The sequence below is a fragment of the Methylobacterium sp. WL64 genome (assembly GCF_008039945.1).
In the GTDB taxonomy this organism is placed as follows: domain Bacteria; phylum Pseudomonadota; class Alphaproteobacteria; order Rhizobiales; family Beijerinckiaceae; genus Methylobacterium.
The window spans coordinates 93,608-118,519 of record NZ_VRVA01000001.1 but is presented as its reverse complement, the minus strand read 5'-3'; the positions used below and the strand labels follow the sequence as shown (position 1 = coordinate 118,519).

Annotated in this window: 22 protein-coding genes and 1 pseudogene; 13 read left to right on the top strand and 10 right to left on the bottom strand. The window is 69.0% G+C overall.

Features of this window, described 5'->3' with window-relative positions; translation table 11 throughout:
* Positions 1–266 precede the first annotated feature (266 nt).
* A pseudogene (locus FV242_RS36020) lies at positions 267–993 on the top strand (methyl-accepting chemotaxis protein); the annotation flags it as partial.
* A gap of 119 nt (positions 994–1,112) precedes the next feature.
* The gene (locus tag FV242_RS00540; protein ID WP_147937555.1) at positions 1,113–2,102 is read left to right on the top strand and encodes a phosphoribosylaminoimidazolesuccinocarboxamide synthase; all 990 of its coding nucleotides are present in this window, start codon (positions 1,113–1,115) and stop codon (positions 2,100–2,102) included.
* Between the two features lie 39 nt (positions 2,103–2,141).
* Here FV242_RS00540 and FV242_RS00535 read toward each other — a convergent pair whose 3' ends face one another.
* The 3 genes from FV242_RS00535 to FV242_RS00525 form a co-directional block, all read right to left on the bottom strand.
* Entirely contained in the window at positions 2,142–2,423 is a 282-nt protein-coding gene (locus tag FV242_RS00535) for a DUF2312 domain-containing protein (protein ID WP_050734557.1), read from the bottom strand.
* 55 nt (positions 2,424–2,478) lie between these two features.
* Positions 2,479–3,651 carry an alpha/beta hydrolase gene (locus FV242_RS00530; RefSeq protein ID WP_147937554.1) on the bottom strand — a complete coding sequence of 391 codons (1,173 nt, stop codon included), beginning with the start codon at positions 3,649–3,651 and terminating at the stop codon, positions 2,479–2,481.
* 94 nt (positions 3,652–3,745) lie between these two features.
* Complete coding sequence (locus tag FV242_RS00525) at positions 3,746–5,110, bottom strand: MFS family transporter (protein WP_147937553.1); 1,365 nt, start codon at positions 5,108–5,110, stop codon at positions 3,746–3,748.
* Positions 5,111–5,350: 240 nt separating this feature from the next.
* Here FV242_RS00525 and FV242_RS00520 point away from each other — a divergent pair, with 240 nt between their 5' ends.
* Both FV242_RS00520 and FV242_RS00515 read left to right on the top strand, forming a co-directional pair.
* Positions 5,351–6,187 (top strand): DUF1236 domain-containing protein, encoded by an 837-nt coding sequence (locus FV242_RS00520; protein ID WP_147937552.1) that lies wholly within the window; start codon positions 5,351–5,353, stop codon positions 6,185–6,187.
* Between the two features lie 347 nt (positions 6,188–6,534).
* Positions 6,535–8,535, top strand: a complete 2,001-nt coding sequence (locus tag FV242_RS00515) for a methyl-accepting chemotaxis protein (protein WP_246692548.1) — start codon at positions 6,535–6,537, stop codon at positions 8,533–8,535.
* Between the two features lie 21 nt (positions 8,536–8,556).
* Here the strand turns inward: FV242_RS00515 and hrcA are convergent, their stop codons facing one another.
* Complete coding sequence (hrcA, locus tag FV242_RS00510) at positions 8,557–9,612, bottom strand: heat-inducible transcriptional repressor HrcA (RefSeq protein WP_147906967.1); 1,056 nt, start codon at positions 9,610–9,612, stop codon at positions 8,557–8,559.
* Between the two features lie 166 nt (positions 9,613–9,778).
* Here hrcA and rph point away from each other — a divergent pair, with 166 nt between their 5' ends.
* From rph to hemW, 3 genes are read left to right on the top strand one after another with little or no spacing between them, the layout of a single operon-like run.
* Positions 9,779–10,492 (top strand): ribonuclease PH, encoded by a 714-nt coding sequence (gene rph / locus FV242_RS00505; RefSeq protein ID WP_147906955.1) that lies wholly within the window; start codon positions 9,779–9,781, stop codon positions 10,490–10,492.
* On the top strand, positions 10,489–11,118 hold the full coding sequence (gene rdgB / locus FV242_RS00500; RefSeq protein WP_147906954.1) for an RdgB/HAM1 family non-canonical purine NTP pyrophosphatase: 630 nt from the start codon (positions 10,489–10,491) through the stop codon (positions 11,116–11,118). The genes rph and rdgB overlap by 4 nt, the downstream gene beginning before the upstream one ends.
* A gap of 38 nt (positions 11,119–11,156) precedes the next feature.
* The gene (gene hemW, locus FV242_RS00495; protein WP_187278297.1) at positions 11,157–12,332 is read left to right on the top strand and encodes a radical SAM family heme chaperone HemW; all 1,176 of its coding nucleotides are present in this window, start codon (positions 11,157–11,159) and stop codon (positions 12,330–12,332) included.
* Between the two features lie 12 nt (positions 12,333–12,344).
* Here the strand turns inward: hemW and FV242_RS00490 are convergent, their stop codons facing one another.
* Entirely contained in the window at positions 12,345–13,631 is a 1,287-nt protein-coding gene (locus tag FV242_RS00490; RefSeq protein WP_187278296.1) for a penicillin-binding protein activator, read from the bottom strand.
* A 133-nt stretch (positions 13,632–13,764) separates the two neighbouring features.
* Between FV242_RS00490 and rsmI the strand changes: the two genes are divergently transcribed.
* Both rsmI and FV242_RS00480 read left to right on the top strand, forming a co-directional pair.
* Positions 13,765–14,751 carry a 16S rRNA (cytidine(1402)-2'-O)-methyltransferase gene (gene rsmI, locus FV242_RS00485; protein WP_147906953.1) on the top strand — a complete coding sequence of 329 codons (987 nt, stop codon included), beginning with the start codon at positions 13,765–13,767 and terminating at the stop codon, positions 14,749–14,751.
* Positions 14,748–15,137: a YraN family protein gene (locus FV242_RS00480; RefSeq protein WP_147937551.1), complete on the top strand. Its 390-nt coding sequence runs from the start codon at positions 14,748–14,750 to the stop codon at positions 15,135–15,137. The genes rsmI and FV242_RS00480 overlap by 4 nt, the downstream gene beginning before the upstream one ends.
* 72 nt (positions 15,138–15,209) lie before the next feature.
* Here the strand turns inward: FV242_RS00480 and FV242_RS00475 are convergent, their stop codons facing one another.
* The 3 genes from FV242_RS00475 to FV242_RS00465 form a co-directional block, all read right to left on the bottom strand.
* Complete coding sequence (locus tag FV242_RS00475; protein ID WP_147906951.1) at positions 15,210–15,599, bottom strand: response regulator; 390 nt, start codon at positions 15,597–15,599, stop codon at positions 15,210–15,212.
* Between the two features lie 269 nt (positions 15,600–15,868).
* On the bottom strand, positions 15,869–16,972 hold the full coding sequence (locus tag FV242_RS00470; protein ID WP_187193368.1) for a L,D-transpeptidase: 1,104 nt from the start codon (positions 16,970–16,972) through the stop codon (positions 15,869–15,871).
* Positions 16,973–17,061: 89 nt separating this feature from the next.
* Positions 17,062–17,958: an extensin family protein gene (locus FV242_RS00465; RefSeq protein ID WP_147937550.1), complete on the bottom strand. Its 897-nt coding sequence runs from the start codon at positions 17,956–17,958 to the stop codon at positions 17,062–17,064.
* Positions 17,959–18,142: 184 nt separating this feature from the next.
* On the opposite strand from FV242_RS00465, the gene FV242_RS00460 reads away from it, so the two are divergent.
* Positions 18,143–20,218, top strand: coding sequence for a M3 family metallopeptidase (locus FV242_RS00460; RefSeq protein WP_147937549.1), 2,076 nt, complete (start codon positions 18,143–18,145; stop codon positions 20,216–20,218).
* Positions 20,219–20,302: 84 nt separating this feature from the next.
* Complete coding sequence (locus FV242_RS00455) at positions 20,303–21,199, top strand: hypothetical protein (RefSeq protein WP_147937548.1); 897 nt, start codon at positions 20,303–20,305, stop codon at positions 21,197–21,199.
* 22 nt (positions 21,200–21,221) lie between these two features.
* Here FV242_RS00455 and FV242_RS00450 read toward each other — a convergent pair whose 3' ends face one another.
* The gene (locus FV242_RS00450; RefSeq protein ID WP_147937547.1) at positions 21,222–21,440 is read right to left on the bottom strand and encodes a hypothetical protein; all 219 of its coding nucleotides are present in this window, start codon (positions 21,438–21,440) and stop codon (positions 21,222–21,224) included.
* Positions 21,441–21,659: 219 nt separating this feature from the next.
* Positions 21,660–22,052: a DUF2267 domain-containing protein gene (locus FV242_RS00445; RefSeq protein ID WP_147854372.1), complete on the bottom strand. Its 393-nt coding sequence runs from the start codon at positions 22,050–22,052 to the stop codon at positions 21,660–21,662.
* Positions 22,053–22,364: 312 nt separating this feature from the next.
* Between FV242_RS00445 and FV242_RS00440 the strand changes: the two genes are divergently transcribed.
* Both FV242_RS00440 and poxB read left to right on the top strand, forming a co-directional pair.
* Positions 22,365–22,964, top strand: a complete 600-nt coding sequence (locus FV242_RS00440; RefSeq protein WP_147937546.1) for a cysteine hydrolase family protein — start codon at positions 22,365–22,367, stop codon at positions 22,962–22,964.
* A 186-nt stretch (positions 22,965–23,150) separates the two neighbouring features.
* Positions 23,151–24,881, top strand: a complete 1,731-nt coding sequence (gene poxB, locus FV242_RS00435) for a ubiquinone-dependent pyruvate dehydrogenase (protein ID WP_147937545.1) — start codon at positions 23,151–23,153, stop codon at positions 24,879–24,881.
* The last annotated feature ends 31 nt before the right edge of the window (positions 24,882–24,912 follow it).

Genomic DNA, 24,912 nt, shown 5'->3' with positions numbered 1-24,912 from the left:
ACTGGTGTTCACCGGTGGACAACACGCCATGTCGTCGAAATGCGCCGTGCGCTCCGAGGTCGCTGGCGACCAACGGACGAGCAGCCGGATTCTATGCGCGACGTCTCGACCCAGGGATCATGCGGATGTGCATCCATGTTGGATCGGGATTAGGCGCTCAGGAGCGTTTCTGACGGACCACCTCGGATGCCGGTGCGGTGTCGCGGAGGCGGTCAGACTCTTTCCCCACACCGGCCGATACCGAGATGAAAAAGGAGATCGGCGCGATGTCGGCCATGGCCGCGCAGACCTCCGTCCAGTCCGCGGCCAAACAGGCCGCATCCAACGTCAACGAGACGTGGCGGCTGCATCCGAGGTCTTGGGCTCATCGGTACAGGAGATCGGCCAGCAGGTCGACGGCTCGGCCAAGCTCGCGCTGGGTGCCGTCACGGAGGCTGGGCAGACCGCGATCTCCGTTCAGGAACTGAGCGCCACGGTAGCCTGGATCGGCGACGTGGTCGGGCTGATCTCGTCGATCGCCGGGCAAACTAACCTGCTCGCGCTCAACGCCACTATCGAAGCGGCTCGCGCCGGTGCGGCCGGCCGCGGCTTCTCGGTCGTCGCATCCGAGGCGAAGGCCCTGGCCGAGCAGACCGCCAGGGCTACGGAAGAGATCGCCGACCAGATCGCCAAAGTCCAGGCCGTGACGGGCCAGGCGGTGTCGGCCATCGGGTCGATCACCGCGCGCATCCAAGAAATCAACGGCGTAGCGACCAGCATCGCCACGGCAGTCGAGCATCAAGGTGCGTCGACCGGGGGATCGTTCGCAACGTCGGTCAAGCGGCGACGGGCACGGGTGAGGTCACCCCCAACATCGCCGGCGTCGCCAACGCCGCCGAGGACACACGCGTCGCGGCAATACAGGTCCTGAATGCGGCCTCGGAACTGTCGCGGCAATCCAAGCACCTCGCCGCCGAAGTCGCGCGCTTCCTCCACACGGTACGGGTCGCCTGACCGCTCGCTCGGGGCAGGCCGGCCCACTGCGAAGGGCCCCGGGGGGCTGGAAATCTGACGGCTGTCCGCGCACACACGCGATGCGGCGCCGTCGCCGTGCAGCCTGAGGGAACGGTCCGATGAACACGGCAGATCTCGCCCCGCATGCCCACCAGGTCCTGCGCGAGGCGACGCTGCCCGAATTGCCGAACCATTACCGCGGCAAGGTGCGGGACAATTACGACCTCCCTGACGGGCGGCGCATCCTGATCACCTCGGACCGGATCAGCGCTTTCGACCGGGCGCTCGCCGCGATCCCGTTCAAGGGTCAGGTGCTGACCCAGACCGCGCGCTACTGGTTCGAGCGCACGGCCGACCTCTGCCCGAACCACGTCCTGGCCTACCCGGACCCGAACGTCGTGGTCGGCCGCCGCCTGGAGATCCTGCCGGTCGAGGTGGTGGTGCGCGGCTATCTCGCGGGCACGACCTCGACCTCTGTGCTCACGCGTTACAGGGCCGGCGAGCGGGAGATGTACGGGCATCGCTTCCAGGACGGCATGCGGCCGAACGAGCGCCTGGGGAAGCCTATTATCACGCCCACCACCAAGGCGTTCGACGGGGGCCACGACGAGCCGCTGACGGAAGCCGAGATCCTGGAGCGCAACCTGCTCACCCCGGAGCAATGGCGGACCGTCTCCGAAGCGGCCCTGGCGCTGTTCGCCCGCGGCCAGGAACTGGCGGCCGAGCGCGGGCTGATCCTGGCCGACACGAAGTACGAGTTCGGCACCGATCCGGAGGGGCGCATCGTGCTCGCCGACGAGATCCACACCCCGGACAGCAGCCGCTACTGGTTCGCGCAGAGCTACCCCGAGCGCTTCGAAGCGGGGACCGCCCCGGAGAGCTTTGACAAGGATTTCGTGCGCAACTGGGTCGTGGCCCGATGCGACCCGTATAAGGACCCGATCCCCGAGATCCCGGCCGAGATCGTGCTGGAAACCGCTGCGGTCTACATCCGGGCCTACGAGACGATCACCGGTGCGCGCTTTACGCTCCCCAAGTCGGACGACGTGCCGCTCGACCGCGTTCGGCGCAACATCGCCGCCTATCTCGCGGCCGAGCCGGTCGTCTGAGGGCGGGACGGCGCCCGAGCGCCGCCCCATTTGGTCGCGTCAGGCGGCCGCCTTGATCGGGGCCGGGGCCGGCGCGTCCATGGCGCGCAGGTAGACGTCGAGCAGCGTCTCGTGCTCGTCGCGCTCGTCCTTGTCCTGCTTGCGGATCTTCAGGATCTCCTTGAGGATCTTAACGTCCAGGCCTTCGCCCTTGGCCTCGGCGAAGATCTCCTTCTTCGCCTCCATCAAGTCCTTGATCTCCTCCTCCAGCCGTTCCACGCGCTCGATGATCGAGCGGATGCGGTCGCCCGCGACGCCCACGGTGTCGGTCATGTCGGTCATGCAAAGCCTCGTCGTATGACGGGCCGTACCCTCGCGGCAGAGGGTAAGCAGGGCGTTAAGGCCTGGGATCGCCGGCGCCGAGCCGGCCCTCGATCCACCCGACGATCGCGTCCGCCACCTGATCGCTGTTCGATTCCAGCATCATCATGTGGCCGTTGCCGTGGATCCCGTGCTCGGCCAGCGCCAGCCGGTCCGGCTTGGCGCCCGCCTGGGTGAGGAAGGCCGCCGTGCAATCGTCCATGGTCGCCCGGAACGAGGCCTCCGCGGTCACGATCACCGCGGGCACCTTGGCGAGGTTCGGCAGGGCGCGGGCGGGCTCCGCCTGCAACCAGCAGCGGATCTTGTCCGGCCCGGCCGCGCGCTCGGCCTGGACCACGGTCAGGTCCGTCGGGCCACTCACCGGCGGCTCGAAATGCAGCGGCACGCGGGTGATGCCGTAGGGGCGGGCCCGGGCGTCCCCGACCCGCTCGTACCAGTCGGTGCCGCCTTTGAACCGGACGTCGAAGAAGGTCGGCCCGTTCGGCTCGACGGCGACATGGGCCTTGACGAGGTCGGGCCGCTGGTCGGCGACCGCCCAGCCGAAAACGCCGGCCTGCGAATGGGTTAGCACGATCGCCGGCCCGATCTTTTCGAGGAGCGCGATCAGCGCCGGATCGACCAGTTCCTCGCTCTTCAGGGCGCTCGCGATGTAGGGCACCTGAGAGCGGTAGAACGCGTCGAAAGCCGCGTTGCCGCGCAGGCCCGGCCCGCCCGGCCATTGGGTATGCAGCTTCGCCTGCGGGTAGAGCCCGGAGCGTTCCTGGCCGGTGAACACGGTCTCCAGGTCCTCGGCGGGCAGACGGGCGTAGGGTCCGTACGTCTCCGCATCGCCGCCCGAGCGGCCCCGCCCGACCTGATCGACAACGTAGACCGCAAACCCCTTGGCGGCGAAGCGGTCGGCCCAGCCGGACCGTCCGTCGGGCGTCCCGAGGAAGTTGGTCCCGGTCTGCGCCGTGCCGTGAACCATCACCACCGGATAGGGCTGCGTGACCCGCTCCGGTGCGCGATACGCGACGAACATCTGCCCGTGGGCGGTCGTCCGGTTGTTCGCGGTCTCGTAGCGGCCACCGACGAAGAAGTAGCCGGCGGGTCGGGTCGGCTTGAAGGGCCCGGCTTCCTCGGACCGAGCGCCCTGAGCGGCCCCGAAACAGAGCAGCGCCAGGGCGCCCGTGACGGCGATTTTCAGCATCGTGTCCTCCCGCTTTCGTGTCACGCGATCGGCGGGAGGCCAGTCATCGGGCGTACGGGCCGGCCGCCTCGTCGTTGTCGTCGGCCCGCCGGGTTCAGGCGTGGGCGAACCGGCGCTTCTTGCCGAGCGCCTCTTCCACGGTGCCGGCACCGTCGAGATAGCCGTGCACCTTGGGGTTCGGCATGATCAGCGAACCCACGAACGCCGCCGCCATCAGCACGGTCACGTACCAGAAGAACGTGCTCTCCATGCCGGCGTCCTTGAACCACAGGGCGACGAACTCGGCGGTGCCGCCGAACATGGCGTTGGCCAGCGCGTAGGACAGGCCGACGCCAAGGGCGCGCACGTTAGTGGGGAACAGCTCGGCTTTCACGATGCCGCTGATGCCGGTGTAGAACGACACCACCGACAGGCCGAGGGTGATCAGGGCGAAGGCCAGGTAGGGATCCTTGTTGGTCCCGAGAGCGGTCATCAGCGGCACCACCATGAGCGTGCCGAGGCCGCTATAGAGCAGCATGTTCGCCTTGCGACCGATCCTGTCGGACAACGCGCCGAACAGCGGCTGGATCGCCATGTACACGAACAGCACGCAGGTCATCACCTGCGACGCGGAGGTCTTCGGCATGCCGGCGGTGTTGACCAGGTACTTCTGCATGTAAGTGGTGAACGTGTAGAAGCTCAGGGAGCCGCCGGCCGTGTAGGCCAGGACGACGCAGAACGCCCGCCAGTGCTTGAACAGCTCGGCGAAGGTACCGGCGGTCTCCTTGTCGCCGGCTTCCTTGGTCTCGGCGAGCGAGCGGCGGAGGTACAGCGCCACCACGGCCAACCCGGCGCCGATGAAGAACGGGATGCGCCAGCCCCAGGCGGTCAGCTCCGGGGCGGTCATCACCGTCTGGAGCAGCACCAAGACCAGCGACGCGAGCAGCTGGCCGCCGATCAGCGTGACGTACTGGAACGAGGCGAAGAACCCGCGCTTCCCCTTGATCGCCACCTCGCTCATGTAGGTCGCCGAGGTGCCGTATTCGCCGCCCACCGACAGGCCCTGAAGCATGCGTGCAAGCAGCAGCAGGACGGGGGCCAGCGTGCCGACATGTTCGTAGGTCGGCAATATGCCGATCAGCAGCGAGCCGAAGCACATCATCAGCACCGAGACGACCATCGAGGTCCGCCGCCCGACCCGGTCGGCGATGCGCCCGAACAGCCAGCCGCCCACGGGGCGCATGAAGAAGCCCACCGCGAAAATGCCGGCGGTCTGGAGGAGCTGGCTGGTCGAATCGCCCTTGGGGAAGAAAGCCGGCGCGAAGTAGAGCGCGAAGAACGCGTAGCAATAGAAGTCGTACCACTCGACCAGATTACCTGAGGACGAACCGACGATCGCCCAGATCCGACGCTTGCGGTCGGCGGCGTCGTCGGCGGCACTCGGTGCGATACCGATCGTATCGTCCCTCAGGGCGGACATGGCGTCTCCGTCTTGTGGTTCATCGGCCGGTAACAGCCGGCCTATTCTTCGATGGCGGCGACGTTACAGGCGACGACCGTGATCGCAAGTCCGTGATCGGACTTTGGCCGGGACAGCGGCCGACAGTGTCATTTGTCTTTGCCCTGGATCGCTGACCGGCACGGAACGGTTTTGCGCGGGACCCCGTTGCGGCCCGGCACGGGTGCCGAAGGCACCACAACCACAACGGGACGACAGGCCATGGCGCGGATCTTCAGGGACACGGTGGCGGCCGCCATCCTCATCGCCGGCGCGGCGACGGCGTTTGCGCAGGGAGGCCCCGGCGGCGCTGGCGGCGGCCCGGGCGGTGGTGGTGGACCGGCGGCGGGCGGCGGCGCTGGAGCGGGTGGCGGAGCCGGACCGGGCGGTGCCGGCGGCGGCATGCGCGGTGGAGCGGGTGGAGCCGAAGGCGGCGGGATGCGCGGCGGTTCGGACGGTGGAGCACGGGGGGGCGAGTCGGGCGGTCCGGCCTCGCGCGGTGCAGACGCGCCCGGGCGGTCGGGACAGGCCGGGGGTGCCGGCGAGCGCAGCGGCGGCGCAGATCGGAACGGCCCGGGCGGCACTCCCGACGCTGCAGAAAGGGGTGGCCGCGACGGCGGCCCGGTCGAACAGCGCGGCGGTCGTGACGAGACCGGCCCAGGCCAGCGCGGTGACCGCGGCGGCCGCGACGAGACAGGCCCCAACCAGCGCGGCGATCGAGGGGCTGCAGGTGAGCGCGGCGATCGTGGCGGGCGCGACGGCGTGCGGGGCGGTCGCGGCGGCGGTTCGGCCCGCGGTGCGGTGGGCCGTCTCGACACCCGTCAGCGCACCGAGTTCCGCGGCTCGATCACCCGGCTCGGTGTCTCGCCGCTGCGGGACGTCGCGTTCGGCCTCGCGGTCGGAACCGCGATCCCGCGCTCCGTCAGGCTCCACCGGCTTCCGCCCGCGATCATCGAGATCGTGCCGGAATACGAGGGCTATGACTTCATCCTGGTGCGCGACGACATCGTGATCATCGATCCCGATACTTATGAGATCGTCGACGTGATCCCTGCATGATGTGCGGGATGGTCGCTTCGCCCCGCGCGCAAGCATGACCGACAAACACCTGCTCCGCCGGGGGCACGGATCCCGGCGGGCAGCATTTTGATGAGAGATTCAAGAAAGCCCTGACACTCACTTCGATGCGCAGCAAGAGATTGCAAGATGATCGAAAGCTGTGAAGAATAGCGAAGCGGTCGGCACGGTTGATGCTTCTGAACCAGCAGCTGAGACGCTTCGATGAAGATCGATCGTTCAGTGTCCGCGGACAGCATTCCAGTGATCGACAACAATTATCGGTGTCGATTTACGGGTGCAGGTCCTGCGGGGGTGATCGATCGATTAGCGGCTGACGAGGGCAGGGCATGTCGGGACAGGAATTCAACGCGGTCGGACCTGCGCGCGGCTGGCGACCGCGCCTTGGAGTCTCCGGCCGCGCCATGCTCCTGATCCTGAGCGTGGTCTGTGCCGCCTTCGGCGCAAGTTCTGCCTATCTCTACGCCACGCAATCCTCCGCCCTACGGGCTAACCTCAACGCAAACATGGCGAGCCTGAGCGTCGCATCGGCGCGGAGTGTCGGAAACTGGTTGCGCGGCAAGCTCGACGTGACACAGCTCATGGCGCAGCAGATCGCGCTTGCCGGAATCGGGCCGGAGGCGAACGACGTCCTCGGTCTGCCGATGGCGCGCAACCTCTTCTTCAGTGCGTATATCGGCCGTCCGGACGGCTTTTACACAATGGTGCCCAAGTCCGAGCTGCCCTCCGGCTACGACCCGCGTGAGCGTCCCTGGTACAAGGATGCCTTGGCGGCGGGGCAAGCTGTCTTGACCGAGCCCTATATCGACGCCGGAACCAACGCCGTCACGATCACTGCGGCGGGGCCAGTCTTCGGCAAGAACCGGGCGGTCCTCGGCGTGATCGGAGGCGACTTCGACAGCGCCGCCCTGACCCGGATGATCGCCGAGGTCGGCGCGGGCGGCAAAAGCTACGCATATTTGGTGTCGCGCGGTGGAACGGTGCTGGCCCATCCGCGCGCGGAGCTGATCGGCAAACCGCTGTCGGACTTGATCGCGGGGCCGCCGCCGAAGATCGGCGGCGACCTTGCCGAGACCCAGGAGGGCGGCCGGGCGACCTTCACCGCCTTCGCCCGCGTCCCGAACCTGCCGCCATCGCTCGACTGGTACATCGCGCTCTCGGTCGACAGCGCCGAGGCGCTGGCTTCGACCACGCTGTTGGCGAAGGAGCTGGCGGTGGCCACCCTTCTGGTCCTGCTCGTGGTCGGCCTCGTCGTTGGCCGGCTGATGACGCTCACCGTCTCGCGTCCGCTCAATCGCTTGGTTGGCGTCCTGCAGCGCATGAGCCAGGGCGCGCTCGATACCGAGATCGCCGAGGCTCGGCGCGGCGACGAGATCGGCCTGGTCGGCCAAGCGGTCGAGGGCATCAAGGCTTTGGTGGCGCAGCGGGCGCGCGACCAGGCCGAGGTGAAGCGCGGGGCGGACGAGGCCGCCGAATCCGAGCGCAGGCGCGCGATGAATGCGCTGGCCGATGGCTTCGAGCAGGCCGTCGGGGCGATCGTCGGCATGGTCTCGTCCTCGGCCACCGAGCTTGAGGCCACGGCCCAGACCCTGACGGCGAGCGCGACCCAGGCTGCGGCGCAATCGACCAGCGTCGCGGCCGCCGCCGAGGAGGCGGCCACCAACGTCCGCACGGTCGCGGCCGCAGCGGAGCAACTCGGCACCAGCGTCCGGGAGATTGCCGGGCAGGTGGAGGGCTCGACCACCCTGGCGCAAGCGGCGGTCGGCGAGGCGGACCAGACCGGCCATCTGGTGCAGGACCTGGCCCAGGCGGTCTCGAAGATCGGCGACGCGGTCGGGCTGATCTCCAGCATCGCGGCCCAGACCAATCTCCTCGCCCTGAACGCGACGATCGAGGCCGCGCGCGCGGGCGAGGCCGGACGGGGCTTCGCCGTCGTTGCGTCCGAGGTGAAGGAACTGGCTGCCCAGACCGGACGCGTCACCGAAGAGATCACCGGCCTGATCGGTCGGATCCAAGGATCGACCGACCACGCCACGCAGGCGATCGGCGGGATCATGACGCGCATCCGCGACATCAACCGCGTCACAGGCGCGGTAGCGGCCGCGGTGGAGCAGCAGGGCACGGCGACCCAGGAGATCGTGCGCAACGTCAGCCAGGCGGCGAGCGGGACAGACGAGGTCACCACGAACATCACCGGCGTCGCCGCGGCCTCGGAGCAGACCGGCACGGCCGCCCATCAGGTGCTCGACGCGGCCTCCGCGCTCTCGCGGCAATCGGCGCAGCTGTCTCGCGAGGTTGCAGACTTCCTGCACACCGTCCGGGCCGCTTGAGCGCGGCCCGACGGGCGGCTGTCAGCGGCTGCCGTCGAGCAGCTTCGAGACCACCCGGGCGGTGTAATCGACCATCGGGACGATACGGGCGTAGTTCAGCCGCGTGGGCCCGATCACGCCGACGACGCCGACGATCTTCTGCGACCCGTCGCGGAACGGCGCGGCGATCAGCGACGAGCCCGAGAGCGAGAACAGCTTGTTCTCCGAGCCGATGAAGATCCGCACGCCCTCGCCGCCCTCGGCACGGGCCAGGAGGTCGATGACGTCCTTCTGGGTCTCGAGATCGTTGAACAGCAGGCGGATGCGCTCGAGGTCCTCGACGGCGCGCAGGTCGTCGAGCAGGTTCGCTTGACCGCGCACGATCAGTTGCCGGGCTTCGCTCGGGCCCACCGGCGTCGCGAGGCCTGCATCGACCAAGCGCTCGGTCAGCGCGTCCAACTCGCGCTTCATTGCCTTGCGGCCAGCCTCGATCTCGGCGCGCAGCGTGCCGAGGGTGCGGCCCTGCAGCCGGGCATTGAGGAAGTTCGTGGCCTCCTGGAGCGCGCCGGCTGGCAGACCCGGCGGCAGGTCGACCAGCCGGTTCTCCACCGAGCCGTCGTCGGAGACCAGCACCACGAGGGCGCGGGCCGGATCGAGGCGGACGAACTCGATGTGCTTGAGGTGGACGTTCGCCTTCGTGGTCAGAACCACGCCGGCGCCGCGCGAGATGCCCGACAGCATGGTCGAGGCTGCGGCCAGCGCCGAATCGAAGGTGTGGCCAGAGGCGGCGGCGCGCATCTCCGCCTCGATCCGGGTCTGCTCCTCCTGGCCGACATCGCCGAGTTCGAGCATGGCATCCACGAAGAACCGCAGCCCGAGCTCGGTCGGCAGCCGGCCGGCCGAGGTGTGCGGCGCGAAGATCAGGCCGGAATGCTCCAGGTCCGCCATGACGTTGCGGATCGAGGCCGGCGACAGCGCCATCGGGAGGATGCGCGCCAGGTTGCGCGACCCCACCGGCTCGCCGGTCGTGAGATAGCTCTCGACGATCTGCCGGAAGATCTCGCGGGCGCGCTCGTTGAGGGCGGCGAGCGCCTGCATCGAGGGGTCTTGCGGAAAGAGGCTGTTGGAATCGGTCACGCGGTCATCCTGTCGTGCGATCATGTCCGCCCGGTGTCCAGGGATCAATCCGTACGGCGATGCTTGCCCGCGCAGGCTCCGCGGCCTAAGAGCCCGGCCCTCACACTCTCATCAGAAAGGGCCCGCGATGAGGCCTTCGAAGCGCGCCGCCGACGAGCTGCGGCCGGTCACCCTGGAGCGCGCGGTCTCGCGCTACGCCGAGGGCTCCTGCCTGGTCAGCTTCGGCAACACCCGCGTGCTCTGCACCGCCTCCCTCGAAGAGCGCGGTCCCCCGTGGCTGCGCGGCTCCGGCAAGGGCTGGGTCACCGCCGAGTATGCGATGCTGCCGCGCGCGACGCATGACCGGACCCGGCGCGAGATCAATTCGGGCAAGCCCTCGGGCCGCACGCAGGAGATCCAGCGGCTTATCGGCCGGTCGCTCCGCGCGGTCACCAACCTGCCCGCAATGGGAGAGCGCCAGATCACCGTCGATTGCGACGTGATCCAGGCCGATGGCGGCACCCGTACCGCGGCGATCACCGGTGCCTGGGTGGCGCTCTACGATTGCTTCGCCTGGATGCGCACCCGCTCGATCATCTCGGTGGACCCGCTGCGCGACCACGTCGCGGCCGTGTCTTGCGGCCTGTACAAGGGCACACCGGTGCTCGACCTCGACTACGCCGAGGATTCGGCGGCCGAGACCGACGCGAACTTCGTGCTGACCGGCAAGGGCGGCATCGTCGAGGTGCAGGGCACCGCCGAGATGGAGCCGTTCTCCGAGGCCCAGCTCCTCGAATTGCTGCGGCTGGCCCGCGCCGGCACCGACCGGCTGGTGGCGCTCCAGAAGGAGACGATCGCGTGAGCCGCAGGCTGACCGGCAAGGTGGTGATCGCCACCCACAACGCGGGCAAGCTCACCGAGATGCGCGAGCTGCTGGCACCGTTCGGGATCGAGGCGGTCTCGGCCGGCGAGCTGGGGCTGCCCGAGCCTGACGAGACCGGCACGATGTTCTCCGAGAACGCCGCCATCAAGGCGCATGCCGCCGCCAAGGCGACCGGACTGCCCGCCTTCGCGGACGATTCCGGCCTCTGCGTCGATGCGCTGGACGGCGCGCCGGGCATCTTCTCCGCGCGCTGGGCCGGTCCGACCAAGGACTTTTCCGGCGCGATGGCACGCATCGTCTCGGAGCTGGAACAGCGCGACGCGAGCGACCGGACGGCGCATTTCGTCTCCGCGCTCGTGCTCGCCTGGCCGGACGGCCATACCGAGCTTTTCGAGGGCCGTGTGTTCGGCACGCTCGTTCCGCCGCGGGGCGATGCCGGCTTCGGCTACGATCCGATCTTCCAGCCGGACGGCCATGCCCGGACCTTCGGCGAGATGAGCGCCGAGGAGAAGCACGGTGTCGATTGGCAGAAGGGGGAGGGGCTGTCGCACCGCGCCCGGGCCTTCGTGTTGTTGAGCCGCGCCTGCCTGGCGCCGGCGGCCTGATTGCCAAACCGCGCTGGCACGCGCACATCCCGGCGATCATGACTTCGACCGGCCCGGACCATCCGACCCGCGACGCGGGCTTCGGCATCTACCTGCACTGGCCCTTCTGCGCCGCGAAGTGCCCATATTGCGACTTCAACAGCCACGTCCGGCATGCGGGCGTGGATCAGGCGCGCTACCTCGACGCCTTCCGGGCGGAGATCGCCCACAGCGCCGCCCGTACCCCGGGCCGCACCGTCACCAGCATCTTCCTCGGCGGCGGTACGCCGTCGCTGATGGATCCCGGGACGGTGGCAGGCCTTCTCGACGCGGTGGCGGCGCACTGGGCGATGGCCTCGGATATCGAAATCACCCTGGAGGCCAACCCGTCGAGCGTCGAGGCCAGCCGCTTCCGCGGCTACCGGACCGCCGGGGTGAACCGGGTGTCGCTCGGCGTGCAGGCGCTGGACGACGCGTCGTTGAAGAAGCTCGGGCGGCTGCACAACGCCGAGGACGCCTTCGCGGCGATCGGCATCGCGCAGGCGGTGTTCGACCGGACCTCGTTCGACCTGATCTACGCACGCCCCGACCAGACCCCCGCCCTGTGGCGGGCCGAGCTGAACGAGGCGCTCACCCGCGCCGCCGAACACCTGTCGCTCTACCAGCTCACCATCGAGCCGGGCACGCCGTTCCACGGCCTCGCCGCCGCCGGCAAGCTGGTGACGCCCGACGACGAGGTGGGCCGGATCCTCTACGACGTGACCCAGGAGGTCTGCGGGCAGGCGGGCCTGCCGTCCTACGAGATCTCCAACCATGCCCGGCCGGGCGCGGAATCCCGCCACAACCTGCTCTACTGGCGCTACGGCGAATATGCCGGCATCGGGCCGGGGGCCCATGGGCGCCTTGTCACGCCGGCCGGGCGGATCGGCACCGTCACCGAACGCAACCCGGAAGCGTGGCTCGCCCGCGTCGAGCGCGACGCCCACGGGATCGTCGAGACCGAGACCCTGGCGGCGGCAGACCAGGCCGACGAGTTCCTCGTGATGGGCCTGCGGCTGACTGAGGGGATCGATCCCGAGCGCTACGCCGCCCTGAAGGGCCGGCCGCTCAACAGCAACCGGATCGGCATGCTGGTCGGCGACGGCCTGCTCCATCGCCTGCCGGGCGGCCGAATCGCTGCCACGCCCCGCGGTGCGCCGGTGCTCAACGCCCTGGTGGCCGAACTCGCGGCCTGACGGGCTCGATCATCAAGTCCCGGGCTTGGCTAGGACGCGCGGTGCCGGGCTGACCACGGTCGCGGCGTTGTTGCGGATCTCGTAGACCGCCAGCGCCCGATCGCTGAGCCCCTCTGGCCGAAACCGGAAGGTGCCGTCCGTTCCAGAGAAGCCGGAGGCGTTGGTCAGCGTCGTCTCGGCGAATCGTTGCGATCCGTATTGCCGGTTCAGCGCCGCCGACAGCATCACGGCGTCGTACGCGAGGGAGGCGACCCGCGGCGGCACGGCACCGAACCGGGCCTGGTAGCGACCGCTGAAACTAGAGAAGCCGCTTCGGTCGGGCGAGGCGAACCGCCCGCCCTGGAGCGCGGGCAGCGCGTAGAGCGACGGCTCGTTCCAAAGTGCCGTGCCGACCGGCCTGACCCGGGCCGGGTTGTAGCCGGCCTTAGTCAGCGCCGCCGCCACCGCCGGCATCGCCTCTGCGGTATCCGGGATGAACAGCGTATCGGCCGTCGCGCCGGCCCCCGTGATGACGCGCGCCAGCCGCTCCACCGCCGGCCCGGGGGCCCCCGACGGATAGCGTTCGACCGCCGCGACCCGCGCCCCCTTGCGGGCGACCGCCTCACGGAACTCGGCCTCGACGGCGTTGCCGTAGGCGGTCTCCGGGATCAAAGCCGCGAAGGAGCGCCGGCCGTCGGCGACCGACTCGTCGACGATCCGGTCGACCTCGGGCTGCGGCAGGAAGCTGAGAAGATAGATCCCCCGGGCGGCCACGGAGGCATCCGTCGAGAACCCGATCACCGGTTTGCCGGCGGCCCGGGCGGGTACGGCGGCGGCCTGGACGTTGGCGGCGAAAACGGGACCGAGCACGATGTCGGCGCCCTCCTTCAGGGCCTCCTGAGTCGCCTCCCTGGCGCCGTCCGAACTGCCGCGGTCGTCCTCGATCAGGATCGTCAGGTCCGGTTGCTGGGCCTCGTCGAAGGCGAGCTGCGCGGCGTTGCGCATGGCCGTCCCGACGGCCACTCCAGTGCCGGTCAAAGGCAGGACCAGCGCGACCTTCACGGTTCCCGAGCCGATACGGTTGCCGCCAGCCGCCGCCGGGGTGAGGGGGGCAGCGTTCTGGTCCGCCGCGACCGATGGGGCACCGCCCTGCGGCACGTCGGCCGGCGGCGACAGTTCGGCCCGGGGCTGCCCGCCGCGCCGGGCCGCGCGTCCGTCCCCGAATCCGCCGACGCAGCCACCCAGCGCCAAGGCACTGAGTGCAACGGTCAGGGCGGTGACCCGCACGAGACGGTTCCGCCCACACTTCGGACGCGCCATGGCGGTCTCCTTCGGGCAGGTTCGAACAACCTGACCGGGCATTTTTCAAATGTAAACGCGCCGAGACCGACTTGCCCCCGGACTCGACGTGCAGCCGCGACGCGGGGCCGGCACTGTGGCAAGATCACCCGCGATGAACCGTCGATTCGATGCCCCGGGGCCAGCGATCTCAACCAAACCCACTTCCACACCCCCGTCCCAGAGGCCCGGTGCGGACCGCCCGCGGAACACCACGTTCACGGCCTTCGGCCTCGCCAGCGAGACGGAGCCGTTGGCGCCGGGTCTGCACATTGTGGCGACGCCGATCGGCAACCTGCGCGACATCACCATCCGGGCGCTCGCGACCCTGGCGGCGGCCGACGCCGTGCTGGCCGAGGATACGAGGGTGACCCGGACGCTCTTGGCGCATTACGGGATCACGACCCCGTTGCTCGCCTATCACGAGCACTCGAACGAGGCCGTGCGCGACCGGATGGTGGCCCGGCTCCGGGCCGGCGAGGCCCTGGCCCTGGTCTCGGATGCCGGGACGCCGCTCGTGTCGGATCCCGGATACAAGCTCGTACAGGCGGCGATCGAGGCCGAGGTCGCGATCACGCCCGTGCCCGGGCCCTCCGCGGTCATGACTGCGCTGGTGGCCGCGGGCCTGCCCACCGACCGGTTCTTCTTCGAAGGGTTCCTGCCCCAGAAGGCCGGGGCCCGGCGCAACCGCCTCGAAGCCCTGATCCAGGTCCCGGGCACGCTGGTCCTGTTCGAGTCGCCGCATCGCCTGCCGGAGATGCTGGCCGACGCCGCATCCGTGCTCGGCGCCGACCGTCCTGCCGCGGTGACCCGGGAACTGACCAAGTTCTACGAGACGATCCGCCGGGACACGCTGGGCTCGTTGAGCGAGCGGTTCGGCCAGGAGGGCGCGCCGAAGGGCGAGATCGTCGTGATCATCGGCGCGGCGACGGCGCCGGAGCGCACGGCCGAGGGTGACGCCGCCCTGGACGAGCTGATCCGCACCGCCCTTGAGCGGCACTCGATCAAGGACGCAGCGAGCCTCGTCGCGGACGAGACCGGGCAACCACGCCGCGCCATCTATACCCGGGCGCTGGCGCTGGCCCGGGACAGCCAGGACTGAGACGAGCTGTGCCGGATCGCATCCTGCAGCGCCGCGCCGCCTATCTGCGCGGGCACCGGGCCGAGTGGCTGGCGATGGCGGCGTTGCTGGCCAAAGGCTACTGGCCGATCGGCCGACGGGTCAGCTTCGCCGGGGGCGAGATCGACCTGATCGTCCGGCGTCCAAGCACCATCGTGTTCGTGGAGGTCAAAGCTCGGTCCCGGCTGGACGATGCCCGAACGGCGATCGACGCCGCGAAGCGTCGGCGCTTCTCCCGCGCGGTGCGGGCGTGGGTCGGCCGCAATCCCTGGTGCGCTGGGATGACGCTTCGGGCCGACGCCGTGTTCGTCGGCGACGGCGCGTGGCCAGTGCACGTGCCGAGCGTCTTCACCATCGAAGGGTTGTGAGGCAGTCGGCTTTTCGGGTCCAATCATCGGGCGCCGAAACGCGGCAGGCCAATGACCGGACGATTCGACCGGTCAGCCGCGGGCGGCCCGGATCGCGCTGATCAGCGTCCGCTTGAGGTCGGCCTGACTGAAGGGCTTCTGCACCACGGGCCTGTCGCGGAATGGCTCGCGGATGCCGGCACCACCGTAGCCCGTGGAGAACACCAGGGGCAGGTCGCGCTGCACGATCGCTTCGGCCACCGGGTAAATCGGTTCGCCGGCCACGTTCACGTCGAGAATCGCGATCTCGAACGTTTCCTGAGCGGCCATTTCGAGGGCGGTCGACAGGCGTGCGGCAGGGCCGACCACGGCGCAGCCGAAGTCGAGCAGCATGTCCTCGAGCAGCATCGAGATCGCAGCCTCGTCTTCGACGACGAGGACGCGGACGCCGTTCAGGACGTCATCGTTGGGGTCAGCAGTCACGCCGGGCCGTCTTCCCTTCGATCGCCCCCGTCGCCGGGGATCTTGCCGTGCGGTTGGTATCGCCTCGCGAGCCGCAGGAGCAGCGCTTGGAAGCGCCGAGGCAGCGCGCCGGACGGTCCGCGAGACCACCCGTGGCGTCGCCTGGAATACCGGACGTGTCAAGCGTTCGCGGGTCGTTCCGGCATCAATGGTGGCCGCGATGTTAACTCACGATACATTTTTGTCGCCCTCCGGCACGGCCGGCCTTGGAGGGCAATTCGCAAGTCGCATCAATCGTCCTTGAACACGACCTTCGCGCCCCGGGAGACGTGCGCCGCGAGGTCGCGGGCGTTCCAGTTGGTGAGTCGGATGCACCCGTGGGACTCGGTCTTCCCGACCTTCTCGGGCTCGGGCGTCCCGTGGATGCCGTAGCTCGGGATCGCGAGGTCAATCCAGACGAGGCCGACCGGATTGTTCGGTCCCGGCTTGATCGAGAACTTACGGTTCGTCTTGACGCCCTTGAACGCGTATTTCGGATTGTAAGTGTAGTCCGGGTCGAACGCGACGCCCTTGACCTTGGTCTCGCCGCTGGGCGCAGGCTTCTCGGAACTCCCGATGGAAGCCGGGTAGAAGGCCAAAAGCTTGCCGTCCGCCCCGAAGGCGCGCACGTCGCGGCTCGTCTTGTCCACCTCGATCCGGTCGACCTTCGGCTCGTGCGGCAAGTCTTTCGCCTTCGGCTTGTCGGTACCCATCGGCTCGACAGCCGCCACCGTGAGCGATGTGCCGGCCTTGTCGAGCGGCTTGTCCGGATTGAGCGCGCTGACGAGGTCGCGGCTCATATGGAAGCGCTCGGCCAGCATCTCCCGCGGATTGGTGTAGCCCAGTTCCTCGAGGTCAGCCTGCGCCTCCATCTTCGGCGGGATTTTCTCGACGTAGGGCCCCGAGGCATCCGCATCGGTGACCGCGTAGTCGGACACCACCGGCTTGTCGCTCGTGGCCTGAAGCTTGTCCCAGAGTTCCCGCGTCATGTCCTGGGTCGCGGGTAGGCCCTGCGCCGCCGCGAAGGCCGAAAGGGCATGCTGGTAGTTCTCGCCCTTCAAGCCGTCGATGGCGCCTGGATAGAACCGGGCCCGATCCAGAAGCACTTGCGCCTTGACGATCAGCGGGTCGGGCTTGGCATCGGATGTCTTTCCGGCGCGCGCCTTCTTGTTGGCCGTCCTGGATTTGTCCGACTTCTCGTCCGGCTTGTCGGCATTGGGCGACTTGAAGGTGGCGCCGTTGATCGCCTCCGCTGTCAGCGCGGGCGCCTTGTCGGACGGGGCAGCGTGACCCGGCGCGGCGACGCCGATTGCCAGCAGAGCCGCGCAAACCGGCAGCGAAGGTCTCCGCATCATCGACGTCATATTCCCCGGGAGCGGACACGCTCCGGTCGCACAAGCTTCGAGGGTGCGGGAACGTTCCGCGCCGAACCGAAACCACTCCATTACTCGCACAGCCGGTGGCCGGCATTGCGCTCGCGCTCGTCGAAGTGGAAGTGGTTGGCGTGGGCCGCGTTGGTGCCGGGGCCCAGAACGGTGCGGAAGAACCCGCAGGCTTTCCCGCGGACGGAGGCCAGGAAGTCCGCCTCCTCGGACCCCGCCGGCATCGCCTTGACCGGGATGCTCGCGCGACCCGCGAAGGCGAAGCCCATCACGTCCACGGCGGCCGAGAAGGCGTGATCGCTGAGTTTGGCGTCGACATCGTGGTTCTGTCCCCGGCAGACATAGGTGCCGCCGAGTTCGAGCCCGGTGAGCGGATGCTTGAGCGTGCGGTCGGCCGCGACCTGAACTTCCGTCGCCCAGCGCGCGAAGGATTCCGCGACCTGGCATGTCAGCGTCGCCCCCCCCGGCAGCGCGATGCCATCGGCGAGCTTGGTCACCTTCAAGGGTAGCGGTGCGGTGCACTGGCCCTCGGCGATGGGCGGCAGCGGTTCGAACTCCACGCCGAGGCGCTTGAGCCGCACCCGGCAGGCGGTGTCGTCCGGCGGCGCGACCTTGAGGGCCAGCGCCGCCTCGCCGGACAGTTCCGGCGGTCGCTCCGGCGGTGTCGGCGGCGGTGTCGGGATCTCGGGCTTCTGAGGCTCCGCGGCGGCGTCCTTCGGCGGCGTCAGCTCGGCAGGACGGGCCGGTGGCGTCGGCTTTGCGGCCTCGGGTGTCGACGCGGATTTCTGCTCCGCCGGCTGTGCGGGCTTCAGCGCGTCCGGCCGTTCCGGCGGGAGCGGCGGCGGAACCGGGAGTGTGGCGGGCGCCTCGGCCGCCGCACCGGGGAGGGCAGCGGGCGCCCACAAGCCCAGCGCGAGGACGCCGCGCGCCAGAAGAGTCGTCGGTCGGAGGAGCGGCATGGGACCTCGAAGCGTGGGCGTGGGACGGGAGGAAACGAACGGAACCGCATTCGGATCGATCCGACCCTGTTGACGGGGCCGCCTATCGGGCCTCTGTCTTCCGGGACGCGGCCGCGAACCCCATCTTGCGGCCTGACGGGGCGGACCGAAGGCATGGTCCGTCCGACGCACCACCGAGGACCGAATGGCGGACGTAGCTGATGCCGGGCTTCCGAGCCTGCCGCAGGACAATCCCTTCCGCGACGCGCAGTGGAGCACGCCCTATGGGTTGCCGCCGTTCGAGCGCATCCAGGCTGCGCATTACATGCCGGCCTTCGATGCCGCGCTCGCCGCCCACGATGCCGAGATCCAGGGCATCGCGGCCGACACGGCGCCCGCCACCTTCGCCAACACCGTCGCGGCGATGGAGCGGGCCGGCCAGGCCCTCGAGCGGGTCGCCGGCGTCTTCTACAACCTGACCGGCAGCCACACGAACACGGACCTGCAGGCGATCGAGCGGGCGATCGGCCCGAAGCTCGCCCGGCACGGCAGCGCCATCTATCTCAACCCGCAGCTCTGGGCCCGCATCTCGGCGGTCGACGCCGAGGCGGAGGGGCTCGGGCCGGAGGAGCGCCGGGTGCTCGAGCGCTACCGTATCCGCTTCCGTCGCGCCGGCGCCGAACTCGGACCGGACGATAAGGCACGCATCGCCGAGATCGCCGCCCGGATGTCGGAACTCGGCACCCAGTTCAGCCAGAACCTGCTCGCCGACGAGAGCAGCTTCACCCTGCCGCTCTCCAGCGAGGACGACCTGGCCGGCCTGCCGCCGTTCCTGCGCGCCGCCGCCGAAAGCGCGGCCCGGGAGCGCGGGCTGGATGGTCACGTCATCACCCTCTCGCGCTCGCTGATAGAGCCGTTCCTGGTGTTCTCCACCCGTCGCGACCTACGCGAAAAGGCCTACGCGGCCTGGACCCGGCGCGGCGAGAATGGCGGCGCCACCGACAACCGCGCCATCATCGTGGAGATGGTGGGCTTGCGCGCCGAGCACGCCCGACTGCTCGGCTTCGACAGCTTCGCGCATTTCAAGCTCGACGACACGATGGCGGCGAGCCCCGACGCCGCCATGGAGCTGCTGCGCGATGTCTGGGCGCCGGCCCGGGCGCGGGCGGGCGACGAGCGCGAGCGGCTTCAGGCGATCGTCCGGCAGGAGGGCCACAATTTCGCGCTCCAGGCGCACGATTGGCGCCACTACACCGAGAAGCTGAGGCGGGCCGAGCACGACCTCGATGAGAGCGAGGTGAAGGCCTACCTGCCCCTCGACCGGATGATCCAGGCAGCCTTCGATACGGCGTCGCGGTTGTTCGGGTTGACCTTCGAGGCGTTGTCCGACGTGCCGCGCTATCATCCGGATGTGCGGGTGTGGCGGGTCGGCAACCCGGACGGGTCCGAGGTCGGGTTGTTCTTGGGCGATTACTTCGCCCGGTCCTCCAAGCGCTCCGGCGCCTGGATGAGCGCGTTCCGCTCTCAGGAGCGCCTGAACGGCACCGTCACGCCGGTGATCGTCAACGTAATGAACTTCGCCAAGGCGCCCGCCGGCGAGAGCGCGCTCCTGTCCTTCGACGACGCCCGCACGCTGTTCCACGAGTTCGGCCACGCCCTGCACGGGCTCCTGTCGGATGTGACCTACCCGCTGCTCTCCGGGACGTCTGTGTCGCGCGACTTCGTTGAATTGCCGTCGCAGCTCTACGAGCATTGGCTGGAGCAGCCCGAGGTGCTCAAGGCCCATGCCCGGCACCACCGCACCGGCGAGCCGATGCCCGACGCACTGTTGCGCAAGCTCCTGGCGGCACGCACCTTCAACCAGGGTTTCGCGACCATCGAGTATACCGCCTCGGCGATCGTCGACATGACGCTCCACCTCTCGGCGGGGGGCGAATCCGGCCTCGACGTGCCGGCCTTCGAAGCGGATGCCCTGCAGCGGATCGGCATGCCGGCCGAGATCAGCATGCGGCATCGGACGCCGCACTTCGCTCACATCTTCTCGGGGGATGGCTACGCGGCCGGATACTACAGCTATCTCTGGTCCGAGGTGCTGGATGCCGACGCCTTCGATGCCTTCAAGGAGGCCGGCGACATCTTCGACCCGGAGACGGCAAAGCGGCTGCGGACTTTCGTGTACGGCGCCGGCAACCTGCGCGACCCGCGAGACGCCTACACAGCCTTCCGTGGCCGGATGCCGAGCATCGCGCCGCTCCTGAAAAAGCGCGGGCTCGCGGCCTGACGCGGAGGCGGCCGGTAAGGGTTTCGTAAACAAACGTCCTTAACGAACGCTTGCAGGCGGACCTTGCAGACGGAGTTGGGGGCAATGACGAAGATCGAAGCCAAGCCGGCCCTCTCTCCCGACGAACTGCTGAAGGCCGTCGTGGCGGGTAAAACGAATCCGAAGCCGGAGCCCGTCTCCGCACCTGCGGCGGTGCGATTCGCGATGCCGGCCCTGGCTGGTCCAGAGGTCCGGCGCTACGCGATCGCGGGCACTGCCCTGGCGCTCGGGCTGATCCTCGGCTTCGCCGCGCGCCCCGGCGCCAGCGGCGCGCCGAGCGACGCCGTCCTGGCGCTGAGCACGACCGTCGATGCCGGTCGGACCGAAACCGCCCGACTCGGCGCCGACATCGCCCAGCTCCATCAGGTGCTCGCCGACCTGCGCGCCGCCACCGACATGGCCCGCAAGGAAGCCGGCAGCCGCAGCAGCGCCCTGGGCGAGCGCCTGGCGCAGCTCGATAAGAATTTGAACACCAAGTCCGCAGCGCTGAGCGAGCGTATCGAGCAGGGGGAGCGCGACCAGAGCGGACGGATGACCAATCTCGCCGCGCAACTGGAGCGCCGCGCGTCCTTCGCAGCGTCGGCCGTCAAGTCCGAGCCGACACAGACCGGGAGCCTCGCTGAGACCCGCGCGGCCGACGCGAAGGTCGCCGAGGCGAAGGCTATCGATGCCAAGAACGCGGAGGCCAAAGGCTCGGAGACCAAGGGTTCGGAGGCCAAGCCGAAATCCGTCGCGGCCGAAAAACCCGCGGTGATCGACGGCTGGGCTGTGCGCGACGTCTACGACGGGGCGGCGATCCTGGAAAACAAGCGCCGCCGCATCGTCGAAGTCGGGCCTGGAGACATGCTGCCGGGGATCGGCCGGGTCGAGGGTGTCGAGCGCCGTGGTCGGGAGTGGGTCGTGGTGACCCGTCAGGGTCTCGTTACGCCCCAGCCCTGGTAATCCCTCTGCAAACCAAGATTCGTCAGCGCCCCTGGAAGGTCGCCGAGGCGAGTTCGTCGCTGGTGCCGGGGAAGCGTGGCTCGATCGTCAACGGATCGGCGAGGGCGGAGGCACGCTCGACCCGGCGGCGTCCATGGCGTAGGGCGCGGGTCTGAGCGGCGCGGGTCGGATGCAGGATCGCCGCGAGCAGCGCATGGCCCTCGAAGGCGGCATCCAGATTCTTGGCGTCGAAGACGGGCATGGCCGGCCTACCTGAGTGCGATCCGGTCACGCGCCGAAGGCGATGGTCCGAATTGCATCCCGAATAACGGGGATCGCGTGAACGGGTTCCGCCAAGCTCTGACGGCGAAACCACTTTTTTACGATCGTTCAGGACTGGCGCGAAAACGGTGCGGCGGCGCACGTGCCGCGGCCGAAAAACGGGTCCCGGAGGGTTTGGGCCGCCCCGGGACCGAGGACGTCAGACGAACTGGTTGAGGCCCGGGATCGAACCGATGATCGGTCCCATGGCGTCCTCGCCGACCTTCTCACGGCCGAAAGCGAACAGCTCCTGGCCGAGCGGCTGCATCTGGCCCATGGGCACACCGGCGCCCATCAACTTCTGGCCGAGCGCCATGACGCCGCCGCCACCCATCATGCCGCCGAGCATGCCCATCAGGCCGCCACCGCCGCTCTCGCCGGCATTCGACTCGGCCACGAGAGCTTCGGAACCGGGGAGCGCGGCCATGAGCTGGCCCACCTCGGATTCCGGCCCTTCCTTCTGCAGGAAGGCCAGGATGTGCCCGATGGCCGTCTGCGCGGTCGCGGCGTCGAGCCCGGTGCGGGCGGTAACGCGGGCGAGCAATTCTTCCATGACGCTGATCTCTTCGACGCTGATCTCTTAGGAACGTTTCCAGACGTCCTTCGACTCTGAAGCGGCGGAAATCAAGCGCGGCTCCCGACTTCGCTGGGAAACACCGGCCCGGACGACGCCTGGAACATCCGGACGCCCCGAAGAGTCAGCGCAGGCGCCGACGCGGCCTTGCGACTCAGGGCGAGGCGTGGCCTCGTCGACGGCGAAACAAGTGGGATCAGCGTTGATCCACGGAAGGTCCGCCGCCGCACCAGCCGTTGCCCGATTGGGTTCACACCGGCGGATCGATCACGGGCGCATCGGGAGACACGGGTGAGCGATCTCAAGACCCTACGCGGCCTCTCCGGCCTGAGCCCCGAGCCGGCCAGCCTGAAGAGGGCCGCACTCGTCCTCATCGACATCCAGAATACGTACCGCGAGGGCGTGATGCGCCTGTCCGGCGTCGAGCCGGCGGTCGCGGAGGCCGCGATCCTTCTCAAACGAGCCCGGGAATCCGGCGTGCCGGTCTTCCACATCCAGCACAATGCCGGCCCCGGCTCGCCTTACGACATCGCCGCGGAGATCGGGCAGATCTCGCAGGAGGTCGCGCCGCAGGACGGGGAGGCCGTGATCACCAAGGCCTTTCCGAGTTCGTTCGTAGGCACGGATCTCGAGGATCGGCTCAAGCGGGCAGGCGTCACCGACCTCATCCTGGCCGGCTTCATGACCCACATGTGCGTGAACTCGACGGCGCGCTCGGCCTTCAACCTCGGCTTCCATCCCACCGTAGTCGCCTCGGCGACCGCGACGCGCGATTTGCCGGCGCCCGACGGCTCGGTGGTGCCGGCGGCCCAGCTACAGGCCGCGAGCCTCGCGGGCCTCGGCGACCTGTTCGCCGTGATCGCCCGCGACGTGGACGCAGTCCGCCCCTGATCGTTCGACGGGGACAGTAATTTCTGCGAAACCCGGGCGCGAACATTCGGGGTTAGACTCCGAAATCTCCGGTTCTGCCGTCTTGACTGCTGCATCGGACATGTGTGCGATGCAGCACGGGGCCGAGAGCGGCGGAACATCACCGCTGGCCGCACAGTTCGGCTCCGAAAATGCGGAGCTTGAACCATGCGCATCGAGAACGTCGCCGATCTGATCGCCGAGACCCTTCAGGAGGCCGGAGTCGCGCGTATCTACGGCGTTGTGGGCGACAGCCTGAACGGGATCACGGAGGCGCTGCGCGCGCGCGGAAAGATCGACTGGATCCACACCCGCCACGAGGAGGCGGCGGCCTTTGCGGCAAGCGCGGAGGCGCAGGTCACCGGCAAGCTCGCCGTATGCGCGGGTTCGTGCGGCCCCGGCAACCTGCACCTGATCAACGGGCTCTACGACGCGCACCGGAGCCGGACTCCGGTCCTGGCGATCGCCGCGCAGATCCCGTCCGCTGAGATCGGCTCGGGGTACTTTCAGGAGACCCGCCCGACCGCGCTGTTCCGCGAATGCAGCCATTACTGCGAGTTGGTGTCCGCCCCGTCGCAGATGCCGTTCGTGCTCGAGAACGCGATCCGCGCCGCCGTGGGAGAGGGGGGCGTCGCCGTCATCGTCATCCCGGGCGACGTCGCGCTGCGCGATGCGCCCAAGCGCGCGTTGGCCACTCGGGCCGGGCTGATCCCGGCAAAGCCTGTTGTCCGTCCGGCCGATGCCGAACTCGATACGCTGGCGGCCATGCTCAACGCCGGCAAGCGCGTGACGCTGCTGTGCGGACGCGGCTGCGCCGGCGCCCATTCCGATCTGCTTCAGCTTGCCGAGGCGCTCAAGAGTCCAATCGTGCACGCGCTCGGCGGCAAGGAGTTCGTCGCGTTCGACAACCCCTACGATGTCGGCATGACCGGATTGATCGGGTTCTCGTCCGGCTACGCCGCCATGATGGCGTGCGACACCCTGCTGATGCTGGGCACGGGGTTCCCCTACAAGCAATTCTACCCGCAGGACGCGAAGGTCGCCCAGGTCGATCTGCGCCCCGCCGAACTCGGCCGCCGCTGCCGCATCGAGCACGGCCTCGTCGGCGATGTCGGCGCGACGATCCGGGCGCTGCTGCCGCGCCTGAAGCCGAAGGCCGACCGGTCGTTCCTGGATTCCAGCCTGACGCACTACGCCAAGGCCCGCGCGGGCCTCGACGATCTCGCCACCGGGAAGCCGGGCGGCCCGCTCCATCCGCAATATCTCGCGAAGACGATCAGCGAGGCGGCCGCGGACGACGCGATCTTCACCGCCGATGTCGGCACCCCGACGATCTGGGCGGCACGCTACCTGGAGATGAACGGCAAACGGCGCCTGCTCGGCTCCTGGGTTCACGGCTCGATGGCCAACGCCCTGTCCCAGGGGATCGGCGCACAAGCCGCGGAGCCGAACCGGCAGGTGATCGCGCTTTGCGGCGACGGCGGTTTCGCCATGCTGATGGGCGACTTCCTAACCCTGCGTCAGCACCGCCTGCCCCTGAAGGTCGTGGTGTTCAACAACGGCACCCTCGGCTTCGTGGAGCTGGAGATGAAGGCGGCGGGCTATCTCGAGACCGGCGTCGCGCTCGACAATCCGGACTTCGCCGCGATGTCGCGGGCCGCCGGCATCTTCGCCCTGCGGGTCGAGGACCCAGCCGAGCTGCCCGGCGCCATGCGCGAGTTCCTGGCCTTCGACGGCCCCTCGTTGCTCGATGTGCGCACCGCCCGCAACGAGCTCTCGATGCCGCCCAAGATCGACGGGCAGCAGATGAAGGGCTTCAGCCTCTACGTGCTGCGGGCCGTGATGGATGGGCGCGGTGACGCAGTTCTCGACCTCGCCAAAACCAACCTCATCCGATAGACCTCTCTCTGAATTCTAGACCCGTTCCAGT